Below are 23,352 nucleotides of genomic sequence, written 5' to 3' on the forward strand. Positions count from 1 at the left end.
TTTTGATCGATCGATGCGAAATCCCACGCCATAGGTAACTTGGAATGAGCTTAATTGGTGAGGGGCTTGTACGCCCCGTAATTTGAAGCTGTAAACAATAAACTAATTATGGGAAAACAACTGATAAGTTTTCACTAATAACTGTTTACGGAAAAGCGATCGCTGATATATCGATTGATTTTTCTTTCTCCCGCAACTAACAGTGTTTCCAGCCAAGTAGCATAACCACCAAAAGAGAGTTGTTTAACTATAGGATGTAATAAAGTTTTATGACGGCGGTATCCTAAATTTTTATGGCGTTTTTTGAAATATTTATCTTCCTCAGTTATGTCCCATTTTTTTCTAAAGTGTTTGATGCTGGATAACTCCCAAGCATCGCTCCAGCGTAATTGAAAATAAGGAATATCAGATAACGCTAGATTCTTCGCGGGGACATAAGTAACTACCGAATCAGGTTCACAATAGATCTCTTTTCTAGCATTAAGTACTGTTAAACAAAAATCAACATCTTCTTTAGTACTCAGTAATTTTTCATCCAATTTTCCAACGATTTCAAAAATATCAGTGCGAACTAACATAGCGTGAAACTGAGCAAGTTCACACTCTCTGCGCTGCAATTGGTCTTTAACTTCAGCAACAGGAAGATTTGTAAAATAGTATTTTTCGCGAATTTTTTGATAAGTTCCTTCTTTTCTGATCTCGATATAAATTCTCGCTTCCCCTCCTGCTAAATGAACTTTTGAATGACTTTCTTGATGGGGGATACAAGCTCCGCCCTTCGAGGAGTCCGCGTCATCTGGGGTCTCCCCAGATGCTTGCCCTAAAGGATACCGCTCCGCATATGTCGGACGTGATGGGGTCAGTTCCCGATCGATACAAACCAAAGGACAAACTACAGTTGCGTCTGTTTCTTGAGCGCAGTTCATTAATTTTTCTAGCCAGCCTGATTCGACGCAAACATCATTATCAATAAAAACTGTGTATTCAGTATTCACCGCAGCCAGTGCCAGATTGCGTGCTTTATTGGGACTAAGATAATGTTCGGTACGAATTAGCCGAAAGTTATTTTCTTGAGATTTTTGCTTTAAATACTCTTGAACATTTTTGGGAGAATTGCCATCAACATAAACTAAAGAGAATGGCTGACGGGTATTATTGTAAATACTTTCAAGAGAGGCGCGAGTATAGCTAAAACGTTCTCGCGGGACAACAATAATTGTAACTTGTGGTTTTTTCATGAAAAAAACTTTTGAGATAGAGTCACAGATTACTCCGCCACGTCCGACATAAATGCAAGTACGTAACTTTTGAGTGTGAGGGATGCTGAAGTCTCTATTACTCATATCCAATCACACTGCCCTTGAAGGTAGCAAATTCTAAGGTTTCCTCAACAGCTTGTATTGCGAGCCTGGGGAAACCCCAAGCGACGCAGAATCCTAGACGGACGGAGATAGCAAGTAAAACATTGATTAAAAGAGAAACAACACACTGCGTCGATACAAACAAAAGTCCACAATTATGGGCTTTGAGTTCTGATTTATTTATGTCATAAATTCTGCTAAACAGCCATCTTTTCTAAAACCTTCGATGAACCTAATAGCTGTTGATAGATCGATTGCCAGTTTTTTTGTTCTATCGAAGGAGCAAGTTGCGATCGCACTTTAGCTTGAGCAGCTAGACCAAACTGTTTTTGCAGTTGCGGTTGATTAATAAACCTTCGCAGGGCGGTAGTTAGTTCTTTGCTAGAAGCAGTATTGACTAACAAACCATCAACTTCATCTTCGATAATTTCACCGATAGCATCAACGTTAGTCCCAACAATCGCTTTACCTGCAAGCATGGCTTCTAATAAAGCATTAGGACAACCATCATTCAGAGAGGGGATCGCGAAAATATCTGTGTAAGGTAAATAAGCCAGTGCTTCGTCTCGACTGATTTTTCCTGTAATAACAATCTTGTCCGCAATACCGCTACTTGCTAGTTCTTGTTCCCAATAAATTCTCTCTTTCTCGACAAAATTACCCACCAGTAGCAGAGTGATAGTTGTTTCTTGGTCTAGTTCTCCACAGGCATCCATCAGATATTCTAATCCTTTTTTGTCGCGGAAGTTACCCACCGAGCTAATTACAGTTCCTTGAAGACGATCTGCTAGGGGTGGTGTTGGTAGTTGCTCGAAATCAATGAGGTTAATTGAATTCCAGAAGGCTGTAGATCGAGTTTTAATTTCGGGAACTAATACCCGCGCCCGCTTCATTAAATCTCGGCTCACAAAAGTTGTCCAGTCAGAATTGGCTAAAGTCCAGCAGATATGTCCGTGTTGCTTGGAATCAAAAATATGCTTGTGTAAATCTGCTCCGCGTATGCTATTAATGACAGGGCGATCGCATTCTTTAGCGAGCATAGTGGTGAGAAATCCCATCTCGTTAATAAAAAAAGCATGGAACAAGTCAAACTCATACTGTTGCTGCAAGCTTTTGAGTTGATTATAAATATCCCAGAGATAATCCTGTTCTTTTCCAATTAGGGAACGAACTGCTGGGTGAAGTCGGTGTACCGTAACTCCATCCTGTTGGCTCGTTTCTTGGTAACTACGATGAAACTGACCATCTTCTGCTTCTTGTTTTTCCCGTCTAAAAATTGCTCTAAACACTGCTACGTGGACTTCGTAGCCTAAACCAATCAACATTTTAGCAATTCGACTAGCAGACTCGCCAACACCACCAACATCGGGAGGATATTCAAGGGCTGTGATACAAATTTTAGGCATGGTTAATATCTGATGATTGTTATAAGTAAATTTGATAACAAAAAAATAGTATCTTGGAAGAACAGGAACGAAACTCAAGGTGTCTGTCGAAGCAAACTCATGATTGAGTTAACAATTTATCTATTAATTTAATAGTTTGTCATTTGACTATGAAGCAAATGTTAAGGATTGATGAGAAGTTTCTAATTAAAGCGATCGCGCTTTGATACTCTCAGTAGGGCAAGCAATAATTTGAGATAAAAAAAATTTGGTCTTGCCTCATGGTGGTATGAAAAGCGCAAAATTTTACTTTTTCATTAATATTCAAGAGGCTTAAAGCGACGAATCGGGGCTGTCTTTTGAGGAGGTGGCGTATTCTGAGCGAGAGGGATGCTGGGGAGACCCCAGCATATCCAATTCTTGGCTTTGGGGTTGACCCGTGACCATCGTGTGACCGCCGTGTTTCCCCAAGAGTTTACATTGTCAAGAGATGGGGATACGCCCCGTCTTAGAAGCTCAAAAGCTCCGAACAGTATTACTATCGGTTTCATACCTGTCTTGAACGAGTTGCTCATTGAGGGAAACCCCCAAGACCGCACTCGTTCGCTAAATCAGCAACGCCAAAAATTTAAGATAGAAAAAACGCCAATAAAAAAACTGCCCACTACCACTCCAACCTGAAACAGGAAGGAATTAGTAGTTGGGCATCGAAATCAAATCGAGTGAGCATTAACCTTGAAGTATTGCCATTTTAGGGATGGTTTTTTAATGCCCACTCTATCAATCTTGGAAAGCGTGGAAAAGCTAATTTAACTGGTTAAAACTGAGTTATTAGATACTGCTCGCAGGCTTTCTGTTTCCAAAGAGGCAACGTCTGCTCCTTTCTGTTGTAAAATTCGCTCTCTTTTTTTGAGATAACGCTGGTATAGGTAACTATTGATCCGTTTCTCGATCGCAATTAGCTTTTCTTCTAGCCAAGGATTACCCCGTCCAAAGGTGAGACGGTCTACTAAGGGTTCAATCAATAGTTCACGGCGACGACTACCTAAGCCTTTGTAGCGTTTTTTAAAGTATTTATCTTCTGCTAAATTCCACTTTTGCCTTAGATGATCCAGGCTGCCCTTATCCCATTCATGATTCCAACGCAACATAAAATATGACATATCTGACCATTTAAAATCAGGCAATTGAACCTTACCAAACCAAGCTTCTAAACCAGTTTTGTTACTGGCAATGCCTAAAGTATCGCTAGTAACTATTGATTGGCGATCGCTATAAATTTTGCCCCCCGCTTCTGTGACCATAAAACAAAAATCAATGTGTTCCCGCGTTGCGAGCATACCTTCATCCAGTAAGCCTGTCTGAATAAAAATTGCGGTACGTGCCAGCATACAGTGAAACTCGACATAATCACACTGCACCAAACCCATTTCTTCTGGGACATCAGCGATCGCTCTACCAGTTAAGAACGCCTTTTGACGAATGCGTCGTTTAATTTTGCCGTTTTTTTCTTGCTCTTCGATATAAGAACGTCCTCCAGCATTATGAATTACCTGATGCTCTGGTTGACCGATACAGGTAAGAGGACCAACAACTGCTGCACCCGTCTTTTCGGCAGACTCAACTGCTCTTGTCAGCCAGCCTCGTTTAACCACTACGTCATTTTCAATAAAGACCACATATTTGCTATCCATATTGTTTAGTACGTAGCGCAACCCGACATTTCTCGATTGGTTGGGAGAAATATAGTAATCTGTATGCAGAAGCTTAAAAGATTTCTCGACCGCTTGCTGTTCTAAATACTGTCGAATTGGCTTTGGAGAGCAAACATCAACATATACCAAATCGAAAGGATACTCGGTATCTGCATAAATACTTTCCAAAGATTGTCTGGCATAACTAAAGCGTTCTCTAGGGCCAACAATTAGGGTTACTTTGGGTTGTTCTGTTAAGGTCATGTTGTTAGTAATTTGTTACTTGTTATTTGTGATTCGTTATTAGTAGTTGAGTCTTTAATCTGTAGGGTGTGTTCCGTCAGAGAATTGTTAATATTTTTGAAAGTAAACAAATTCAAGGAACGCATCAATTAGATAACTTCAATAATGATTCTTCTCTGTGAGTTAGGGTGCATCAACGCACATGATTCACTACTTCGGAATCCATGAATACTTTTTCTTTAGACTTAATAGATATCAAACTGTAACTTTGCTATGGAGTAATTCTTTAAGTCTTAGGGAAGTTGCTTTTGCTCCATTAAGCTCGAAACTGTTTTGAGGTACTTCTTTTTTGAGGCTGGAAATAATTTTCTCTGCCAGAATCGAAGGTTCTAAATCATCACGGCGCAGAAGATCGAGAATTCCTGATCCTGCTAATTTCTCGGCGCGGATACTTTGTTCGTCAGATTGATGTTCGTTAAGAGAAGGTAACAGTAAGGAACGAACTTTGGTTTTGAGGATGTTCATCACCGTGTTGTAGCCTCCTAAGCTCACTGAAAGATCGGCTTTTTCCATATATTCAGTCAAACGAGGGGTAAAACGACGGACGATTACATTATCTCGCTCTGCTGCTGCTTGTTGCAGTTTTTGAAATTCCGATTCGGTCATAAAAGGGCCAGCAAAGCAATGAATTTTGTGGGGTAAAGAAGCTTTCAAGATTGGGCTAGCTGCGATAACCGCCTCCAGCAAAGGATAACCGTGCCTACCACCACCAACACTAGCAACAATAGTCGGTTCAGACTGATTTAAACCTATAATATCTTTTGTGGTGTGGGGTAGTAGGTTATCTTTTGAGGCGGGGGCGACATATCCCGTATAGTAAACCTCGCAGTTTAAGTTATCTACTGAAGGAAAAGAGTCTTCTAGGCGTAACAGATTAGAATCACCGTGGAAAAAAACTAAATCATAGTATCTATTAATTAACTTGCAGACTTTTTGCTGGCGTCTGGTGCGAGCCTCTTCTGACATCGGCTGAGTCATAATCAAGTCTCGTAGGCTACAGATAATAGTTATTTCTTGCTCACTAGACCTAGCTTGTTTTAGCATCGGAACTAGCTCAAATTTAAGCTTATGCTTGCTAAAAGGAAAACATTCGGTGATGATGCAGTCTGGCTGAAACTCTTCCAGTGTGGTCAGGATTTTTTGCTTGCGACTTTCTTTAACTTCTTCGATGGTCAGAGAACTATCTACGGGCTTAAGTTCGTTACCATCTTCCCAAACTGCTGGTAAATAAACTACCTGAGAATCTTGCGGAAATTTAAACCCTGGTACTAATTGACCGCCATTAATGAGGCAAACTTCAAAATCTTTGACCAAACTACGAATAATTTCCGTACTCCTTACCAAATGACCCATACCTGCCAAATACTGGCAGTAAAACATAATCTTTTTCATGATTAATTCCTCTAAAGCAGTCATGCTATAAACTATTTAGTTGAGATAGGTAATAGGTATTAATTATCTCCTCTGCACCTAAAGCTCCTCAGTTTCCTCTAGTCCCCTTTACCTCTTCCTTAACCTGCAACAGCAGTTTTCTCCGTTTTAGTCAAACGTACTAATTCTTGACGTTTTTCTTCTGATAGCAGCGCGTCTCCTGCTTTGGCATTAACGATCGCTTGGGCTGGTGATTTTGCACCAGGAATGGCAACGGGTTGTACTGGGTGAGAAGTAACGTAGTGGATAGCTGCCGTCACCATTTCTTCTCCTGGCTGCATAACAGATTTAAGTTTTTCTACTTTTGCTAGTTTGCGCTCCAGCTTGGCTTTTTTCTTATCATCGGCATACCATTCGGAGCGAACACTATCAGTAAAGACAGTACCAGGGGCATACTTACCAGATAGTAAACCTTTACCTAGAGGACCACGTACTAATACAGCGATGTCGTGTTCCTGACAGTAGGGCAGAAATTCTGACTCTGGTGCGCGATTGAGTAGAGAATATTCAACTTCTACCACGCTACAGGTGTTGTTGGCATTAAATCGCTTGAGGACATCGAGGCGATCGGTTGAGATACCGTAGGCGCGAATATAACCTTGTTCTTTGAGTTGTTCAAACCCTTCTAAGTAGACACTGGGGTCTTCAATTTTGCCTTCGTGACAAAGCATGATGTCAACCCAGTCAGTTTTGAGACGGAAAAGACAAGCAAAAGTACATAAACGAACCATGTCTACAGTAGTCATGGGAACCATCTGACCAGTACGTCTACCCCAACGACCAATTTTAGTTACTAGATGAACGCGATCGCGTATTCCTTGAAGGGCTTTACCTAAACGTTCTTCTGATAAACCATTGGGTACACCATAAGACTCGGCTGTATCAAACAGGTTAATTCCGCTATCTACCGCAGCGCGGACAGTTGCTAGGGCAGTTTCTTCGTCTACTTTTCCCCACTGGTTGCTAATGTTCCAAGTTCCCATCCCAATTGTAGAAACGTTCATTCCAGTTTTACCAAATTCTCTGTAAAGCATTATGTTCTCCTTATTTTTGTTAATGGTTAGTTGTTCGTTGTTGGTTGCTCGTTGTTCGTCCCGTCAGGCGGGATAATATGGCTCGTGGTTAATTACTCTACTCCCTACTTCATCCTTTCTCACTTAAGTTGTCTGTATGGGAACAGATTTGTTTTCTCCTTTCAATGGAGAGTTGGCTTGGGAGAGATCGCCTGTTAAACGCTGATAACGATTAGTTACATAGCGGTTCAGTCTTTTTTCTAGCTTTATTAAGCTTTTTTTGAGCCATTTATGTCTTTCATTGCCTAAAAAAGTAAATTTAGTCATTAAAGGGTCGATGAAGGCTTTTTGTCGTCTGATACCTAGCTTTTTATAGCGTCTTTGGAAGTATTTACTTTCAACCAAGTTCCACTTTTGCTGGAAGTGAAGCAAGTTACTAAGCTCCCAAGCATCGCTCCAGCGCAACATAAAGTAAGGCAAATCTGACCACTGTAAAGCTGGTGCAGGAGGATGGGTGAGAAACGTAACTACGGATGATGGTTCTAGGTAAACTGTCCCACCAGCCCTAGTAACGCTCATGCAAAAATCAAGATATTCTTTGGTGCAGGGAAACTCCTCATCCAGCATCCCAATCTGCTCAAAAATTTCTGTTCTCACTAACATGGCATGAAACTCAACAAAACCAGTGGGTTCGCGGTGTAGGCGATCGCGTACTACCTCGACTCGCTGATTTTGATAGGGAGTTTTTTCGTTAATTTGCCACCGATCGCGATCGCTTGGATGAGGTTTTCCTTGAGCGAATTCGGCGTATTCCTCCGCCGACATATATTCTCCACCCGCACAGTGAACTATTTCGTGGAAGGGTTGGTATTGACACACCAGAGAACCAACTACGGTAGCTCCCGTTGCTTCAGTACAGTCAACCAGGGCGGTTAGCCAGTTAGGGGCAAAAACAACATCATTATCAACAAAAACTACATATTTACTGTTGACGTTACGCAAGCCAAAATTCCGAGCCTGATTGGGTGAAAGATAATGCTCTGAGCGAACCAGTTTAAAACCTTTTAAGTCAGCTTGAGTTTCTAAGTATCGTCGTAATTGAGTTGGGGAATTGTTATCCACATATACTAAATCAAAACCGAAAGCAGTATTTTCATAAAGACTTTCTAGGGACTCGCGAGCAAACTGATAACGCTCTCGCGGGACAACCACAATAGTGACTTGTGAGTTACTCATAATGTAATAAGGTGCAATTCTTAAGTAATAAAGACAGGAAATATTTTCTAGCTCTTAATTCTTAGCTCTTAATTTTGGCGTTGGTAATGTATGACGTATAAAGCATTTCGGCTCGTCTATCACGGATACCGCTACGCATATAGCTCGCTTGCTTTAAGCTCTTTTAATTTATTCAGCATGAAAAGTTTAAAAATCAGACCTTGATTAACCAACGTCTTAATTTTTAGTTCTTGGTTCTCTGTTGCTGAGGAGGCAATTCTGTTGGAATACAGGAGCATGTTTCCCAGCACTTTGTATCCACTGCACTTTGTAACTGATAGAGTGCTGCGTATCTTTTCCCTAGTGCCATTAATCCCGAATGATTACCTAGTTCCAAAACCCTACCGTTTTCGATGTAGCAAATTTGGTCGGCATTCTTTGAGGTTCTTAAATCATGGGTAATCAGAAAGGTGGTGCAGTTAGCGGTTAAGCGATCTAAGGCTTCTGTTACAGTTTGTTCGCTCTTATTGTCCAAACCCACAGTAGGTTCATCTAGAATGACAATGGGGGCTTTGCGGACTGCTGCGCGGGCGATCGCAATTCGCTGGCGTTGTCCCCCAGAAAGAGTCGAACCCCTCTCACTCAGTTTGGTATCGTAGCCTTGGGGTAGTGCCAGGATAAAGTCGTGAGCGTTAGCTAAACGGGCAGCAGCTTTAATTTCTCTATCGGTTGCGCCTAATGCTCCATAAGCAATGTTGTCGCGAACGCTTACTCCAAAGAGTACACTGTCTTGAAGCACGATTGAGATTTGACGGCGCAAGGACTCTAGTTTGTATTGGCGCAAATCCCGACCATCAATCAAGATTTGACCTTCTAAGGGGTCATACAGTCTTAGTAACAAGCTGACTAAAGTTGACTTACCACCTCCTGATGGCCCAACCAAAGCAACTTTTTGACCTGCTTTAACATCAAAGCTCAAGTTTTTGAGGATTGGTTTATCCGAGTCGTAAGCAAAGGAAACTCGATTAAACTTAACGTCTCCGTTGAATAATGGTGCTTCGATCGCCCCCCTTGTATCTCTAATAGCGGGAACTACATCTAGCAGATCGATAATTCGTTCTCCTGAAGCAGTTGCTTTAGAGATATTAGCTACGTGCTTGGCTAACTGACGAGTAGGTTTAAAAGCCGACTTGAGGTAGTTAACAAACACCAGCAAGTCTCCAGGGGTAACCGAACCTCCTAGCACTAACCTAACTCCACGCCACATAACTAAGGCAGTAGCGATCGCAACTAAAATTTCGATGGTTCGCTGTAGGCTAGCCGATAATTGTTGGGTACGCGCACTATCTGCCAAACTTTCGCGGTTGGGAGTAGCAAACATACCCTGTAACATACCTTCTAAAGAAAGTGCCTGGACAACTTTAATTGCGCCAATTGCCTCTGCTGCGGTAGCAGCCATTGCTCCTTCTTGCTTACGCTGCTTACGGGATACCTTGTGAATCCGCTTGGTAATTTTGACACTTGACAACAGAAACAAAGGAAATACCGCCAGCCCAATCAGAGCCAATTCCCAATTTAACCAAAACATTAAGCCCACCATACCAACTAGGGTTAGTACATTGACAATCAGTGGAAAAATCCCCGTTACGGTAACGTTTCGTAGGCGGTCGATATCACTGGTGATGCGGGTAATTAGATCGCCACTTTTAACTGTGTAGTAGAATGAAAGAGAAAGTCTTTGCAAGTGAGCATATAGTCCAGCACGAATCTCAGCTACAATACGAGAAGCTGCCAGGGACATAGTTACTAAACTGACATAAGCAGCAGCAGCCCTTAATCCCGAAACTCCCACAATGGCTAGAGAAAATATAAATAGCAGCATCATTGGGTTAGAATTTGCCAACATCGGGAATTCTAAAGCAAGCGCGCCAGTATCGTGTAAGATGACATAATCAAAAATAAACTTTAAAGGCCAGGGACGTAAAAGTTGTGCTACAACTTCCACAATTAGCCCTATACAAGAAACACTTAACAGCAGTTTTTGTTGACGAATCTGTGGCCAAAATTCCTTGAATATCCGCCTTAGCCCAGGCATTGCTTGACTTAATGTATTGGGTTTTTTTTCTTTTCTAAAAGCGGATTTTTTCATAATCTCATAATGGCAACATCTGTTATCAACTTGAAAGCAGGATTGGTGTTATTGGTTATTACAATACTTTACGTTAATTAAGTTATTGCTTTCTGATTAACTCTGTATGAAGCTTTTGTGAGAAAATTTTCATAAACACGAGGCAGGAAAATGGCGGGGGTTCAGAACTAAAAACTTTTAACCAGCTATAAGCTTTAAGCTCGCTTGCTGCAAGCTTTGTTTAATTCCTCCACTTCTTTATTTAAGTGGAATAGGGCTACGTGGTGGGTAAAATTGCCCTCACTGTGCCAATCTTGCTAATAGCAAGAAAGCTAATCGCGTAGCGTTTTTAAAATCTGAATTGAGTTCTAATAGTTCCTACCCATATCGGATCGCGGTCGCTATGATCGGGTTGGGTAATTACGAACACCCCAGGAGTAATAATAGTCTGGTCGTTGAGTTGAATCCTGTATATGGCTTCTATGTGTAAAGAGGTTCGCTCGTCTTCTCTTTCTGAATCGTCGTTCTGAGTCACAATTGGCGGTACGCCTATAATAATGCCTCCCTCATTGCCTTCTGCCCCTAGATCGGGAAAATTAAAGATTACGGCACCATTGAGTATAGTTGCTGATTGATTGCCAGTTTCTTGATTGGCATCAGTATAGCCAAACCATCCTCCTACTCCAAAGCGATCGCTCAATTCCCAATTAGCCTGAAAGCCGAAACCATTAGCGGAGGTAGCATCTTCGCCAAAAGGTTCGTTAGCGTTTTCACTACCTGTAGCCCCCATAAGCCTCACATCATCCTCTCGATAGTAGGTACGGGTATAGGTAAAGGCAAATTCTAAATCATCTATTGGTTCAATTAGTAACTGTGCTACCGCGCTGTAGGAACCACCAAACAGTCCCCTTTCTCCAGAAGCAGCAGCAGCATCATCACTATCCACAAAGTATCCTACCGCAACCTGAACTGAATCACTGAACTCATATTGAATTCCTGCTCCCGAACCCCCAGGACCTCTCAGAGTTGAGGGATTTCTCCGTGCAAAGCGAGAAACTGCACCTTGACCGCTACTCGATAGTGGATTTAAGACCTCAGCAACATCATCTGCGCCAACACTGCTAATACCTGTTACGACCTGAATCCTTTCCCCCACAGCAAAATCATAAGATAGTTCTGTCTCGATTTCGTTATCGCTCTCCCCATCCACACCCAAGCGCACCATAAAGGTATCTTCTACTTCTTCTAGTTCTCCAGTATTTCTTGCTCCCAGGCGAATCCTCAGTCGATCTTCGCCAAAAAAGCTCGTATCAAAATTGAGTCGCGCCCGATAGCCAGTAAATAGCTGAGATTGGTCATCTCCACTAAAGCTATCTCCCAGTTGAAACAAGACTTCTCCGTTGAGTTTAGTTGTGGTGGAAAATCTTTGGTCTTCCAACTGTGCAGTGCGAGTTTCTAAATTATCTGTGCGATCGCGTAAAGTTGCTAGTTCCTGAGCAAACTCTTGTCGGAAACGTGCTACAAGAGCCTGATTTGCTTCGCTTAAAGAAGTATCATCTGACAAATACTTTTGATTAATTTGGTCGAGGCATACTTGCAAACCAGCAGCAAATTCATAGCGAGTTAATAATCGCTCATCAGGTTGATAATTCTCTCCCAAACATAAGGTGCGATCGCTAAGTGCTTGGAACGCCTGGGATTTCCAGTCTGAGGGTGGCACATCTAATAACTGATGAACTGGAGTGACTTCTCCCATGTCAGCTACTTGTGGCTGAGTTTGGCTTAATTCTTCTTGAAAAGATGGAGATTCAGCACTAACGCTTGTTGATAATAATAATAGAATCGACCAAGCAGGAAAGGTTGTTGAAATTGTTTTTAGTAATTTTATCTTTATTTTAGTGGTTCGATTGAAAAAATTTGGTTTCTTAGCCACAATTAAGAACTTTGGTTTGTCCCAGAAGAAGTCGATTAATTATTAGAAGAGAGATTAGGCTTGACTTGTGATACAAAATCAAATAATTTTAGTAATAAAAGATAGATAGCTAGGGTGAGGAGTATCCCACCCTATTTTAGGCTACTCAAGCAACTTTGTTATCTATACTTAGAGAATTATGTTGCAATCTTTTAGTAACTAGACTATTGCCAGCAGTAGGACGACCGATTCCAATATAGTAGAAACCAGCAGCAGCTAAAACATTCGCATCAAGATAATTACGTCCGTCAATCATTATCGGAGTATTCATCTGTTTTGCTAGCTGAACATAGTCCCAGTTAGCAAACTCTTGCCAATTTGTTACCAGTACTAAAGCGTCACAACCATTAACTAAACCGTCAGGAGTTGTTTCAAGATCGACAGTGGAAAGAATAGAGTGATGTTCTGGAGATTGAATTAAAGGATCGTAAGCTTTAACCTTTGCACCAAGGCGATTTAATTCTTCAATGAGGTTAATGGCTGGTGCGTCGCGAAGATCGTCGGTGTCTGGTTTAAAGGTAAGCCCTAGTAAACCAACAGTTTTGCCTTTCAGGATTTTCAGCACTTGCTGTAATTTTTCGACTGCTAATAAGCGTTGAGTGGTATTAACTCTAACTGTGGCTTTTAATAGTTGAGCATCGTAGCCATAGTCATCGGCAGTATGAATCAGTGCAGAGACATCTTTAGGGAAACAAGAGCCTCCCCAACCAATACCAGCTTGTAAGAACTTATTACCAATGCGGGAATCTAAACCAATACCTTGAGCAACTTGAACCACATCTGCGCCTACTCTCCCGCAGATATTAGCTAGTTCGTTGATAAAGCTAATTTTAGTAGCGAGGAAAGAGTTAGCTGCGTATTTAATGGTTTCTGCGGAGTTTAAATCGGTGGTTACTACAGGAACAGTTTCCGCAGATAATTTTCCAATGGCATCATTAGCAGGGATAGCTCTTTCAACTATGGGTTGATAAAGTTCTTTCATTAAAGAAAGTGCTTCGGAACTATTGCCACCAAGGACAATTCTATCGGGGTTAAAGGTGTCGTAAATGGCTGAACCTTCTCTGAGAAATTCGGGATTACTAACTACATCAAATTGAGGTGTTGTATCGAGATTTCTTTGCTCGATTTCACTGTTAATAATTTGACGTACCCAATCACCAGAGCCAATAGGAACAGTGGATTTATTCACAATTACTTTGTATTCACCATTAATCGCGAATCCAATTGAGCGTGCTACTGCTTCTACATAACGAGTGTCGCTTTCTCCTGTAGGTAAAGCAGGTGTTCCTACAGCAATAAATAAAATTTGACTATTTGCGATCGCAGTACTAACATTAGTGGTAAATTCTAGATTACCCTTGCTCATCGCTGACTGCATGATTTCCGATAAACCAGGTTCGTAAATTGGAGATGTCCCCGACTGCATTACTTTTACTTTGGCTTCGTTGTTGTCTACACAAATAACATCATGACCGATATGAGCTAAACAAACTCCTGTTACTAAGCCGACATATCCTGTTCCAATTACACATACTCTCATTGTTTTCTCCTTTATTTTCTGTTAATGGTTAATTGCTAATTGTTGAACAAATGGTAAGTATTTTAGAATTTGATTGATTTTCTCGTTGGGATTAATTTAAATTTATTAAATCAATCATTTTTGAATTTTTTATGAGAAAATTTTCATTAATTTATAATCTATTTTTTGGCGCTTATAGTTAAAAAAAAATCTTACCTATAGACATAACTAATTATGATTATGATATTAACTATATCGATCGCAGAAATTAAAACTATTGAGTATGGCTAATTATTAATTAATCCCTGATACTTTTCTTAAACTGACATAACTTGTTTACTTACTAACTGCTTCAAGTAATAAGCTGTGTTGCTAACTCCATTGAGATCGAGTTTTAATTTAGTAGGTTTTTGTTGTAGGTAATCGATAATTTGCCGAGCAAATTTTTCTGGTTCTAAATCTTGTTGGTGAATCATTTTGACTCTACCAAAATTGTCTAATTTTTTGACGCGAGTTTCTTGTTCTTTATCGTTATTTCCTTGAAATGCCATCATCATCGCTTTAACACCAGTAGTCAAAATATTCATGGTGGTGTTGTAACCAGACATCCCAATAGATAGTTCTGCTTGTTGCATATAATGAAGCAAATTAGGAGTGTAGCGTTCGACGTTAATATTGTCTTGATTACTCGTTATTGTTTGCAGCTTTTGATACACTGCATCAGGACTAAATGGCCCAGTAAAAACTTGAATTTGATGGGGAATTTTGTCTTTTAATATCGATGCTGTTTTGGCTACACATTCCAATAAGTCGTGTCCAAATCTTCCTCCACCAACACTAACTAATATTAGTGGTTTTTTAAGCTGTAAGGAGCTATTACTTTCAGGTAAAGGTTGCACTACATAACCCGTGTAATGCACGGGACAAACTACATCATCAACGCGAGAAAAACTAAGATTGAGTTTGACAAAATTAGGATCGCCATGAATCAATAGCATATCAAAATACTGATTAATCAAACGACAAACCTTTTCTTCGTAACGCTGTTGATTTTGCTTTGTAACTATAATGTCTCTAACGCTAGAAACAATCTTTGTTCCCATACTTTTCGCTTTTTCTATTAAAGGAATTAATTCAAAAGAAAAGCGTTTTCTACCGAAAGGAAATAACTCAATGACGAGAATATCTGGTTTAAAGCGTTCGCAGGTATACAATAAGATATCTCTTCTGATTATTTCTAATTCCTCCATTGTAAAATCATCATCAACTGGCTTCAGTTCATTAAATTCAGAATCAGTTTTTACCGCAGGAATATTAATTACTTCTATTCCTTCAGGAAATTTAAATTCTTCAATAACTTGTCCGCCATTAATAAAGCAAATTTGAAAATCAGGAATTAATCCTTTAACGATTTCAATACTACGAATGAGATGACCCATTCCCAGAATATGTTGACAATAAAACATTAATTTTGGCATATTTTTAATTAATAATTAAGTCAAAGTCGCTTTTTAGATAAATGATAATTAAACATAAAAAACAATTTATGTTCGTTTGTGTTTAGCGATGCAATCTTAGTCTAAAGAAACCTCAGCCTTCAGGCGGGCAACATTCTGTGAGCAAGTTGGGAATTACCCCTCAGAATGATCGTCAAGGCATTTGTAGACAATTATCTAGCTTCTAAATTGCAATTGAAAAAGGGTAAGAATCTAGTCTATCTTCATTAGTAACCAAGCTAAAAGGTTGTTCTGTTGATAAAAAAATTTGCTCCTTTGATAACAAGCTTATGATTTCCTGTTGGATATTTAACAATCCATCAAAATTAAGAATTGCCGAAACTTGATGACTATTATTTAAACGCTTGTTAATTGCTTCAGCTAAATTATCGGTAATTATACTATTAGGATCGATTGCAGTTAATAAACCTAATTTATGCATTCTCGAAGCGCGAATTATCTGTTCGTGAGATGGCTTACAACGAGGAATAACTAACGCTTTCTTACCTAAAGAAAGTATCTCAGTAATAGTGTTATAACCTGCCATAGAAACTATGACATTGGCAGCTTGCATATAACTCATCAAGCGGTCAGTAAAATCTAAAGTAATGATACTAGAACGATCCTCAATTATTTGAGATAACTTTTCTCGCTCAACTGATGGCATTTCGCTACCAAAAATAATTAAAGTTTTATATCTATGCCGATCTTTTATCTGAGAGATTGCGGATAAATAACTCTTAATTAAGGAATAGCCATCTTCGCCACCACCAGGAGTTACTACAATCAGTTTTTCTGATGCAGTTAATCCAAGTTCTGTACGAATCAAAGCAGTAGAATAGGGTAGACAAGTTTTTTTAATGTAGCCACAAAATCTAGTTTTTTCAGCGACAATTTGCGGAAACTGATATTCTTGAACTAAGTTAAATACCTCAGACATTCCTACTACCAAAACACGGTCATAATAATGTTGAATTGCTTGATAATAGCCTTGCTGTTGCCATTCTTGAATAGTCTTTTGAGGACTGTCTAAAATATCTCTCAATAGCAAAACTAATTTAGTTTGAGGAGAACGAGCTTTCAAGATATCTAAAGCTGGTTTTAACTCTTTTAATAACCCATAAGGCTTTTTATCTACTAAAATCAAATCTGGCTTAAAATTGAGAATTGCTGTCTTGATTAAATTAGAACGTAGTTCAACAGTTTCTTGAATATCAGAAGTCAAATATTTAGCTGCTAACTTACCATTGCGATCGCGACCTAAACAAGGTAACTTAATGTAATCTAGTCTGGCGGGAATCTTAAAATTATGGATTGCTGGCGAACCAGATAAAACTAAGATAGATACTTCGGGTATAGTAACCAAGAGATGTTGACAAATTGCCAACATACGTCGAATATTTCCTAAACCAAAGGCATCGTGAGAATACACTATCAGCCTCATGGATAATACTCCTATTTTTTCTGCGGATTAATTAACAGTATTCAACTCTGCAATAAGATAGTTATGAGGCTTCTGTGAATTCAGATGAAGTTTAGATGAGAAAATTCTTAACAAAAAAGTGGGTCGAACAATACGGTCTATTCTGGGAAGCAAGAACCCGTATTTTTGCTTGGTATGTAGGCTTGAGTGCCGTATTAGTAGGCTTTTCAATTCCTATTTTTACTAGATTAGCAGTTATTCAAGTAGATCGCAGAGTCAGAGAAGACCTATTAGAAGAAATTGAAATCTTTGAGCAGTTCCTGAACGAAGATACAGAAGGAGACATGGCAATTATTTTTGATCGCTTCTTACAAAATAAGATTCCTGCGGATAAAACTTTCTTGATTACTACTATTGACGGTCAATTCTATCGGTCTAGTCCTGTGAGTCTTCCGCAAACAATTTCCTATGACTCTCCTCTAATTCTCAGACTAGCCCAAACCACAGAAATTATTCAAGGCAAAAATCTGATTAAAGATGCTGAGGTAGGAGATATTATTTACAAAGCCAAACCAGTGGAAATAGAGGGCGAAGTTCGGGGAGTTTTAATTGTGGCGAATATCCCTGAAGGAGAGAGAAGAGAAGTTCTGGCAGCAATTTACATTGTTATAGAAGTATTGTTAGCAGCTTTTATACTGGCTGTAATTTTCGCTTGGGGTATCGCAGGAAGGGTTTTAAAACCTGTTCGGACTTTAATTAATACCGCCAATACAATCAGTGAAACTGAACTCAACAAACGAATTCCCATCAAAGGTCAAGGGGAAATGGCAGAATTAGCTAAAACTTTTAATAATATGATGAATCGTTTAGAAACAGCTTTTCAATCTCAGCGACAATTTCTTAACGATGCTAGCCACGAACTCAGAACCCCCATCACAATTATTAGCGGTCACTTAGAATTATTACAATACAGCGACCCTGAAGAAATAGCTGAAACCATGCCAATAGTCCTTGATGAATTAGAACGTATGGGACGCTTTGTCGAAGATTTACTATTGCTTGCTAAAGCAGAAAGAAGAGATTTTCTGATTTTGAAACCAGTGGATTTAAATGAGCTTACTCAAGAAATGTATTGCAAAATGCAAGTTTTAGGAAAACGCGAATGGCAATTAGATCGTCAAGGAAAAGGAATAGTTACCATTGACCGTCAACGCATCATTCAAGCTATGATGAATCTAGCTCAAAACGCAGTACAGTACACTAACAATACGGATACCATTGCTATTGGTTCAGCTATAGATAACCAGGATATTCGTCTTTGGATCAGAGATACAGGGATTGGTGTTCCTCCCCAAGACCAGAAAAGCATCTTTAGAAGATTTACTCGCTCTAGTAATAGTAAAAATAGTAATCAAGGAGCAGGTTTGGGTTTATCTATTGTATCAGCGATCGCTCAAACTCACAACGGTCGCATAGAACTTTATAGTCGTTTGGGCGAAGGTTCTACTTTTACAATTGTTTTACCCCGCAAGTAGCCAGTAGTGAATTTATTCCTGATTGTTGCTTACTGACTCTTCTTTACGATCTAAAATGCGATGTTTTCAATGTTTTAATGAAAATATTTATGATGTATATTTTTAAGCAAGTTTATGAGTAATATTCTCATTGCAGAAGATGAGTCTCGTATTGCTTCTTTTATCGAGAAAGGTTTACGAAAGAATGGATTTAATACAGCAGTTGCCACCAATGGAGAAGAAGCTTTGTCGATGATACAAAATAACAATTTTGATTTACTTCTCCTTGACTTGGGACTTCCTGTTAAAGATGGTTGGACAGTACTCAACGAATTACGAAATCAAGGCAACCAAATCCCGATTATTGTTGTTAGTGCTTATAACAACGTTAAAAAAGATAACGGAATGACGCACTATGTTGCTAAACCTTTTCGCTTCAAAGAATTACTAAAAATAGTCCAGTTTCATCTACAGGAAGACTAATTAGACTGATTATAAAAAATTTTAAAAATTAGTTTTACCTGACATTTCACATCTTGGAAGATAGACTTTATAGCTTAATTTGAGAGGTTAAAAGCTTTCATCTACAAGTATTTTATTGCTTTTGCCCAAAGCAAAAGATTGTTGAGCACATCTCTCATTACTAAAAGGTTTTGAGAGTAACTATTTAATAGTAGGATCTTAACAGTAACTATTCTGTTACAAAAAACATATTAGAGTACATTAAGTAATTTAGCTATTAAATCATGAAACTCACATTCCGCAGAAAAATTTTGTTTCTCCGTAATTTTTTGAGCAATTTAGTTTACACGCTTTAAGAGATCGAGAATACAGTGATTTTAGAAACAGAATAAGAACTAATATATTATTTGGCGTTTTTGAATATTGGCGCACAGCGAAGCTGATCTCTTCGAGATCGCTATGAATGGCTATAATCAAGCAAATTCATTTAATTATTTTCTTGAGAAAGTTATTTGCGGAATGTCAAATGAAATTACCAAGTTAACTACTTGAGCTAAAACCCCCATCCAGTGAGAATTTAAAAAATATCAAATTTTTGAATCTACCTGCAAAATATTTGTTTTATTTATTAGTTCTTGGTTGAGAAACAATCTGAAAACAAAATACGACTTAAAAAAAAGTTGAAGCTAAATGGTTTATAGCGATCGCTATAAGCATAATACTAGCATTCGATTTTATAATTAACCAAGACAATAGTCTATCTCAATCATTATTTGACTATGTAATACTAAATTCAAAAAACGGAATTTGTAATCACTATCAATTCAAATTATGACTGGTGAATGGGAAATATTAAGTGTTAAGTATTAACTGAATGAATCGAATTTTAATTACTGAAGACGAACCTCGCATTGTTTCCTTTCTCGAAAAAGGATTAAAAGCTAACGGCTTTACCACTACCGTTGCTAAAGATGCCAAAGAAGCAATAAATCTGGCTTTAAGTGATAATTTTGATTTGCTTTTGCTGGATTTAGGACTACCAACCCAAGACGGTCTAGAAGTACTCGAACAACTAAGAGGTCAAGGTGCAAGTCTGCCCATTATCATTTTAACTGCTAGAGATGATATTAACGATAAACTAGCAGGACTAGAAGGTGGTGCTGATGACTATGTTACCAAACCATTTCGTTTTGAAGAATTACTCGCCAGAATTCGCTTACGTTTGCGTGCTGCTCAATCTCAACCCCATACTAACAATGAAGTTGTGAATCAGCTACAAGTCGGAAATTTGCTCCTTAATATACATACTAGAAAAGTCATCTTAGAAGGACAAGAAATTGACTTGCCAGCTAAAGAATTTAGTCTTTTAGAAACCTTTATGTCTCACCCCCAACAGGTTATGACCAGAGAACAACTTTTAGATAGAGTTTGGGGTTTCGATTACGATCCAGGGTCTAATATTGTTGATGTTTATGTCGGTTATCTCAGAAAAAAATTAGGCAATAATGTGATTAAAACTGTAAGAGGTGTTGGCTATTGCCTGAGTGTTACTGATTAAGTAATTGATTAATTTTAATTGTTCATGAAAAGAAAAGTTATTGGCATTATTGGTTCAGGAACAAACCCCTGGAGAGAATATGCTGAGCCTTTGGCACAATGGATTGCTCAACAAGATTATCATTTACTTACTGGTGCTGGCAAAGGAGTGATGGCGAGTGCTTCTAAAGCATTTTGCCAGGTAAAAAATAGACAAGGTGTTTGTCTTGGTATTGTTCCCACAAAACCCAATAAAACATTAGAATTTACCCCTAAAGATAATTACCCTAACCCGTGGGTAGAAATTGCTATTATTACCCCTTTACCTACCTTTGAGGGAAATAATGTCGAACGAGTTAGTAGAAACTATATTTGTGTTTTAAGTAGCGATTTATTAATCGCTTTACCTGGTAATGAAGGAACTAAAAACGAAATTGATTTGGCAAGACGCTTTCACAAATTACTAATCTTATTTGCTCCCGAATCAGAAATGCCAGACTTTCCCCACAATTTACCCAGAACTTCCTCTTTTAAAGATGTCAAAAATTTTATTTTAGAAAATCTGGCAAATAAATGAGTGAGCTTTAATTTTCTTAATAGTATGGCAATACTGTAATCAGTTATGGTAATCGAATATAATCAACGCCCCATTTTCTGGTTCATGCTCCCTAACTACTGGTTTTACCAATTTCCACAACCGTTTTGAATCCAAGTCTTTTTCTGACAGAAAACGGGTTATCCGATCGTGGCTAATAATTCCTGATAATGCTTTTGACAATCCTGTCGCTGTTATCTGACCAAACAAACTGATAATATAATCGCGCTTTTAGTTCCAAAAGCTTTTTATCCATCTTCATATGATGGCTTTTGCGTAACATCAGTTCTGAAGCAAAATAGGTAGGGGTAAAGAAATTAAACCCCTACCACTGAATAATTAAGTTCAATTAACGACCAACTTCACTGGTGCTTAATACTCCAGAAGGTTGTAAAGAAGGAGTTACCCCATTTCTAATTGTAGGAGGATTATTATTAGTCTGCTGACCAATATTATTACCCCCAAAACCAGCATTATTCAAACTGTTCCTACCACCGTTCACATTTTGTTGATATTGTTGAGGTTGCAACTGGTAGCCATTGGGAACAGAACTATTGTAATTGGGGGTTGGCGATCGAGAGCTACGGTAGTTATTTTGTAATATATTCGGGTTATTACCTGGTCTGATCCCAACCGAATTTTCTTCACCAATTCCATTAGCCCCGTTTGTCAAGCCAGGGATAGAAGGATTTTGAAAAGGCTGAGAAATTACCCCTGTAATATTAGGATTACCACTGATGCCATTAACCGAGTTGCTATTAATGTTGTTTAAGGAATTTCCACCCAAGCTATTTGTCTGGTTGTCAGTTGCCGAATAAGAGTTTACTCCATTAAAGCCAGTGGCAGAAGAAGGTGTTACAGAACTATTAATAGAAGTAGGTAGAGTTTGCTGAGATTGGAATCCAGAAGGTGCAGGGGTAAACCTGTTTGGACTAACAGCATTAACCCTCACTGGCTGAACATTACTTACTTGAGAGTTTTGTCCGTTAGGAATAGAGACAGTTTTTCCATTAGTTGGAACATTATTTCCTGTAGCCAGATTATTATTATTGCTTTCTATAGCCCCAGGATTTGCGACTTCAGCATTAGGTGTAGTTGGTGTAGTTGGTGTAGTTGGTGTTGCTTTTGGTGTCCGATCTCGATTGGAAAGATAGATATTACCCACTGGGTTAGGTATGATCTCAGTCTGAGCACTTTTGAATCCTTTGAAACTGGTATCTTGGTTGTTTCTACTGGATTCATAACTACTAAACGAAGGTGGCTTCAGAAGTTCCATGAGCTTCTTATTTCCCGAGTCAACCCCTACTGAATATGGATTTGAACCACCATAAGATGAGCTTTTACCTTTTCTAAGCCTGTCTTTTTGCGTCTTTTGAAAACGACTAAACTCCGATTCCTCTCTTTTTAGTTCTGATGATTTGTTGTTTCCTTCTGCTGCGATCGCCGAAAGAGTTTGATTTTGTTCTAATTCTTTAATTAAAACATCAATATTATCCAAATCTGCTGCTGCTGCCAAATCTTCCGAGGAAATATCAGGTACTTTTTCTTGAGAAAGAGTTACAGAATTAGTTGGGGTTTCTGAATTAGTTTGTAACCAGTCAGGATGTTGCCAATACTGATAAATCGCCAACCCTCCAATAAACACCCCTCCTAAAGAACCCCAGAACAAGGGATTGGTGAAGGGTTTAAAACGCGCACTAAAATAACGTAAAAATGCTGGAGTACTTTTAGAGATTTTCATAAACTGACTATTATTAGTAAGAAAGCTACATATCATATATAAATTAATGATAAATCACAAAACTGGTAATTTCCAAATAGGAAATATGCTGTGATGTACTTAATTGGACGAGCAATCCTGATGAATTATTCCTCATCGGCGATCAACTTAATTTGAAATACAGAAGCAAAGGCGGATGCCACATCAACGAGAACTTGTTCTACAGTAATTTGAGGTCTCCATTCAGCCAAACTTCCCACTGACTTGTCTTTAATTCCACAGGGAGTAATCTCCCTAAATCCAGTTAGATCGGGACAGATATTAATAGCAAAGCCATGCATCGTAATCCAACGACGTACCTTAATCCCAATCGCTGCAATTTTTTTACCTTCTAACCAGACTCCTGTCAAACCAGGAATCCGATACCCTTCTAAATCGTAGCGACTTAAAACTTGAATAATAACTTCTTCTAACTGCCTCAGATACCAATGTAAATCCTGTTGATAGTACTTTAAATTCAGTATGGGATAACCCACCAATTGACCAGGACAATGATAGGTAACTTCCCCTCCTCGCTCGATCCTA

18 protein-coding genes are annotated in these 23,352 nt (G+C 38.9%); 5 read left to right on the forward strand and 13 right to left on the reverse strand.

What is annotated here, in order from left to right; genetic code table 11:
- Positions 1 to 134 precede the first annotated feature (134 nt).
- Both H1P_RS38310 and H1P_RS15905 read right to left on the reverse strand, forming a co-directional pair.
- Entirely contained in the window at positions 135 to 1,238 is a 1,104-nt protein-coding gene (locus H1P_RS38310) for a glycosyltransferase (protein ID WP_144869030.1), read from the reverse strand.
- Positions 1,239 to 1,558: 320 nt separating this feature from the next.
- Positions 1,559 to 2,767, reverse strand: coding sequence for a glycosyltransferase (locus tag H1P_RS15905; RefSeq protein WP_144868976.1), 1,209 nt, complete (start codon positions 2,765 to 2,767; stop codon positions 1,559 to 1,561).
- Positions 2,768 to 3,136: 369 nt separating this feature from the next.
- Here H1P_RS15905 and H1P_RS15910 point away from each other — a divergent pair, with 369 nt between their 5' ends.
- Positions 3,137 to 3,427 carry a hypothetical protein gene (locus H1P_RS15910; RefSeq protein WP_144868979.1) on the forward strand — a complete coding sequence of 97 codons (291 nt, stop codon included), beginning with the start codon at positions 3,137 to 3,139 and terminating at the stop codon, positions 3,425 to 3,427.
- Between the two features lie 128 nt (positions 3,428 to 3,555).
- Here H1P_RS15910 and H1P_RS15915 read toward each other — a convergent pair whose 3' ends face one another.
- The 9 genes from H1P_RS15915 to H1P_RS15955 form a co-directional block, all read right to left on the reverse strand.
- Entirely contained in the window at positions 3,556 to 4,704 is a 1,149-nt protein-coding gene (locus H1P_RS15915; protein ID WP_144868982.1) for a glycosyltransferase family 2 protein, read from the reverse strand.
- 234 nt (positions 4,705 to 4,938) lie between these two features.
- The gene (locus H1P_RS15920) at positions 4,939 to 6,135 is read right to left on the reverse strand and encodes a glycosyltransferase family protein (RefSeq protein ID WP_144868985.1); all 1,197 of its coding nucleotides are present in this window, start codon (positions 6,133 to 6,135) and stop codon (positions 4,939 to 4,941) included.
- Positions 6,136 to 6,254: 119 nt separating this feature from the next.
- A complete protein-coding gene (locus H1P_RS15925; protein ID WP_144868988.1) occupies positions 6,255 to 7,208 on the reverse strand; it encodes an aldo/keto reductase in 954 nt (317 codons plus the stop codon).
- A gap of 123 nt (positions 7,209 to 7,331) precedes the next feature.
- A complete protein-coding gene (locus tag H1P_RS15930; RefSeq protein ID WP_144868992.1) occupies positions 7,332 to 8,423 on the reverse strand; it encodes a glycosyltransferase family 2 protein in 1,092 nt (363 codons plus the stop codon).
- A 223-nt stretch (positions 8,424 to 8,646) separates the two neighbouring features.
- On the reverse strand, positions 8,647 to 10,551 hold the full coding sequence (locus H1P_RS15935) for an ABC transporter ATP-binding protein (RefSeq protein ID WP_144868995.1): 1,905 nt from the start codon (positions 10,549 to 10,551) through the stop codon (positions 8,647 to 8,649).
- A 328-nt stretch (positions 10,552 to 10,879) separates the two neighbouring features.
- Positions 10,880 to 12,463 carry an iron uptake porin gene (locus tag H1P_RS15940; RefSeq protein ID WP_144868998.1) on the reverse strand — a complete coding sequence of 528 codons (1,584 nt, stop codon included), beginning with the start codon at positions 12,461 to 12,463 and terminating at the stop codon, positions 10,880 to 10,882.
- Positions 12,464 to 12,608: 145 nt separating this feature from the next.
- The gene (locus tag H1P_RS15945) at positions 12,609 to 14,042 is read right to left on the reverse strand and encodes a UDP-glucose dehydrogenase family protein (protein WP_144869001.1); all 1,434 of its coding nucleotides are present in this window, start codon (positions 14,040 to 14,042) and stop codon (positions 12,609 to 12,611) included.
- Positions 14,043 to 14,338: 296 nt separating this feature from the next.
- On the reverse strand, positions 14,339 to 15,499 hold the full coding sequence (locus tag H1P_RS15950; protein WP_144869004.1) for a glycosyltransferase family protein: 1,161 nt from the start codon (positions 15,497 to 15,499) through the stop codon (positions 14,339 to 14,341).
- A gap of 202 nt (positions 15,500 to 15,701) precedes the next feature.
- Positions 15,702 to 16,961, reverse strand: coding sequence for a glycosyltransferase family protein (locus H1P_RS15955; protein ID WP_144869007.1), 1,260 nt, complete (start codon positions 16,959 to 16,961; stop codon positions 15,702 to 15,704).
- A 95-nt stretch (positions 16,962 to 17,056) separates the two neighbouring features.
- Here H1P_RS15955 and H1P_RS15960 point away from each other — a divergent pair, with 95 nt between their 5' ends.
- From H1P_RS15960 to H1P_RS15975, 4 genes are all read left to right on the forward strand, one after another.
- Positions 17,057 to 18,475, forward strand: a complete 1,419-nt coding sequence (locus H1P_RS15960) for a sensor histidine kinase (RefSeq protein WP_144869010.1) — start codon at positions 17,057 to 17,059, stop codon at positions 18,473 to 18,475.
- Between the two features lie 114 nt (positions 18,476 to 18,589).
- Entirely contained in the window at positions 18,590 to 18,937 is a 348-nt protein-coding gene (locus H1P_RS15965; protein WP_144869013.1) for a response regulator transcription factor, read from the forward strand.
- Between the two features lie 853 nt (positions 18,938 to 19,790).
- Entirely contained in the window at positions 19,791 to 20,474 is a 684-nt protein-coding gene (locus H1P_RS15970) for a response regulator transcription factor (RefSeq protein WP_144869016.1), read from the forward strand.
- Between the two features lie 24 nt (positions 20,475 to 20,498).
- A complete protein-coding gene (locus H1P_RS15975; protein ID WP_144869019.1) occupies positions 20,499 to 21,029 on the forward strand; it encodes an SLOG cluster 4 domain-containing protein in 531 nt (176 codons plus the stop codon).
- A 367-nt stretch (positions 21,030 to 21,396) separates the two neighbouring features.
- Here H1P_RS15975 and H1P_RS15985 read toward each other — a convergent pair whose 3' ends face one another.
- Both H1P_RS15985 and lipB read right to left on the reverse strand, forming a co-directional pair.
- The gene (locus tag H1P_RS15985; RefSeq protein WP_144869025.1) at positions 21,397 to 22,788 is read right to left on the reverse strand and encodes a hypothetical protein; all 1,392 of its coding nucleotides are present in this window, start codon (positions 22,786 to 22,788) and stop codon (positions 21,397 to 21,399) included.
- Positions 22,789 to 22,913: 125 nt separating this feature from the next.
- Positions 22,914 to 23,352: lipoyl(octanoyl) transferase LipB (gene lipB, locus H1P_RS15990; protein WP_144869027.1), on the reverse strand; the 439-nt coding region annotated here is incomplete at its 5' end.

Source organism: Hyella patelloides LEGE 07179 (assembly GCF_900659865.1).
GTDB classification, from domain to species: domain Bacteria; phylum Cyanobacteriota; class Cyanobacteriia; order Cyanobacteriales; family Xenococcaceae; genus Hyella; species Hyella patelloides.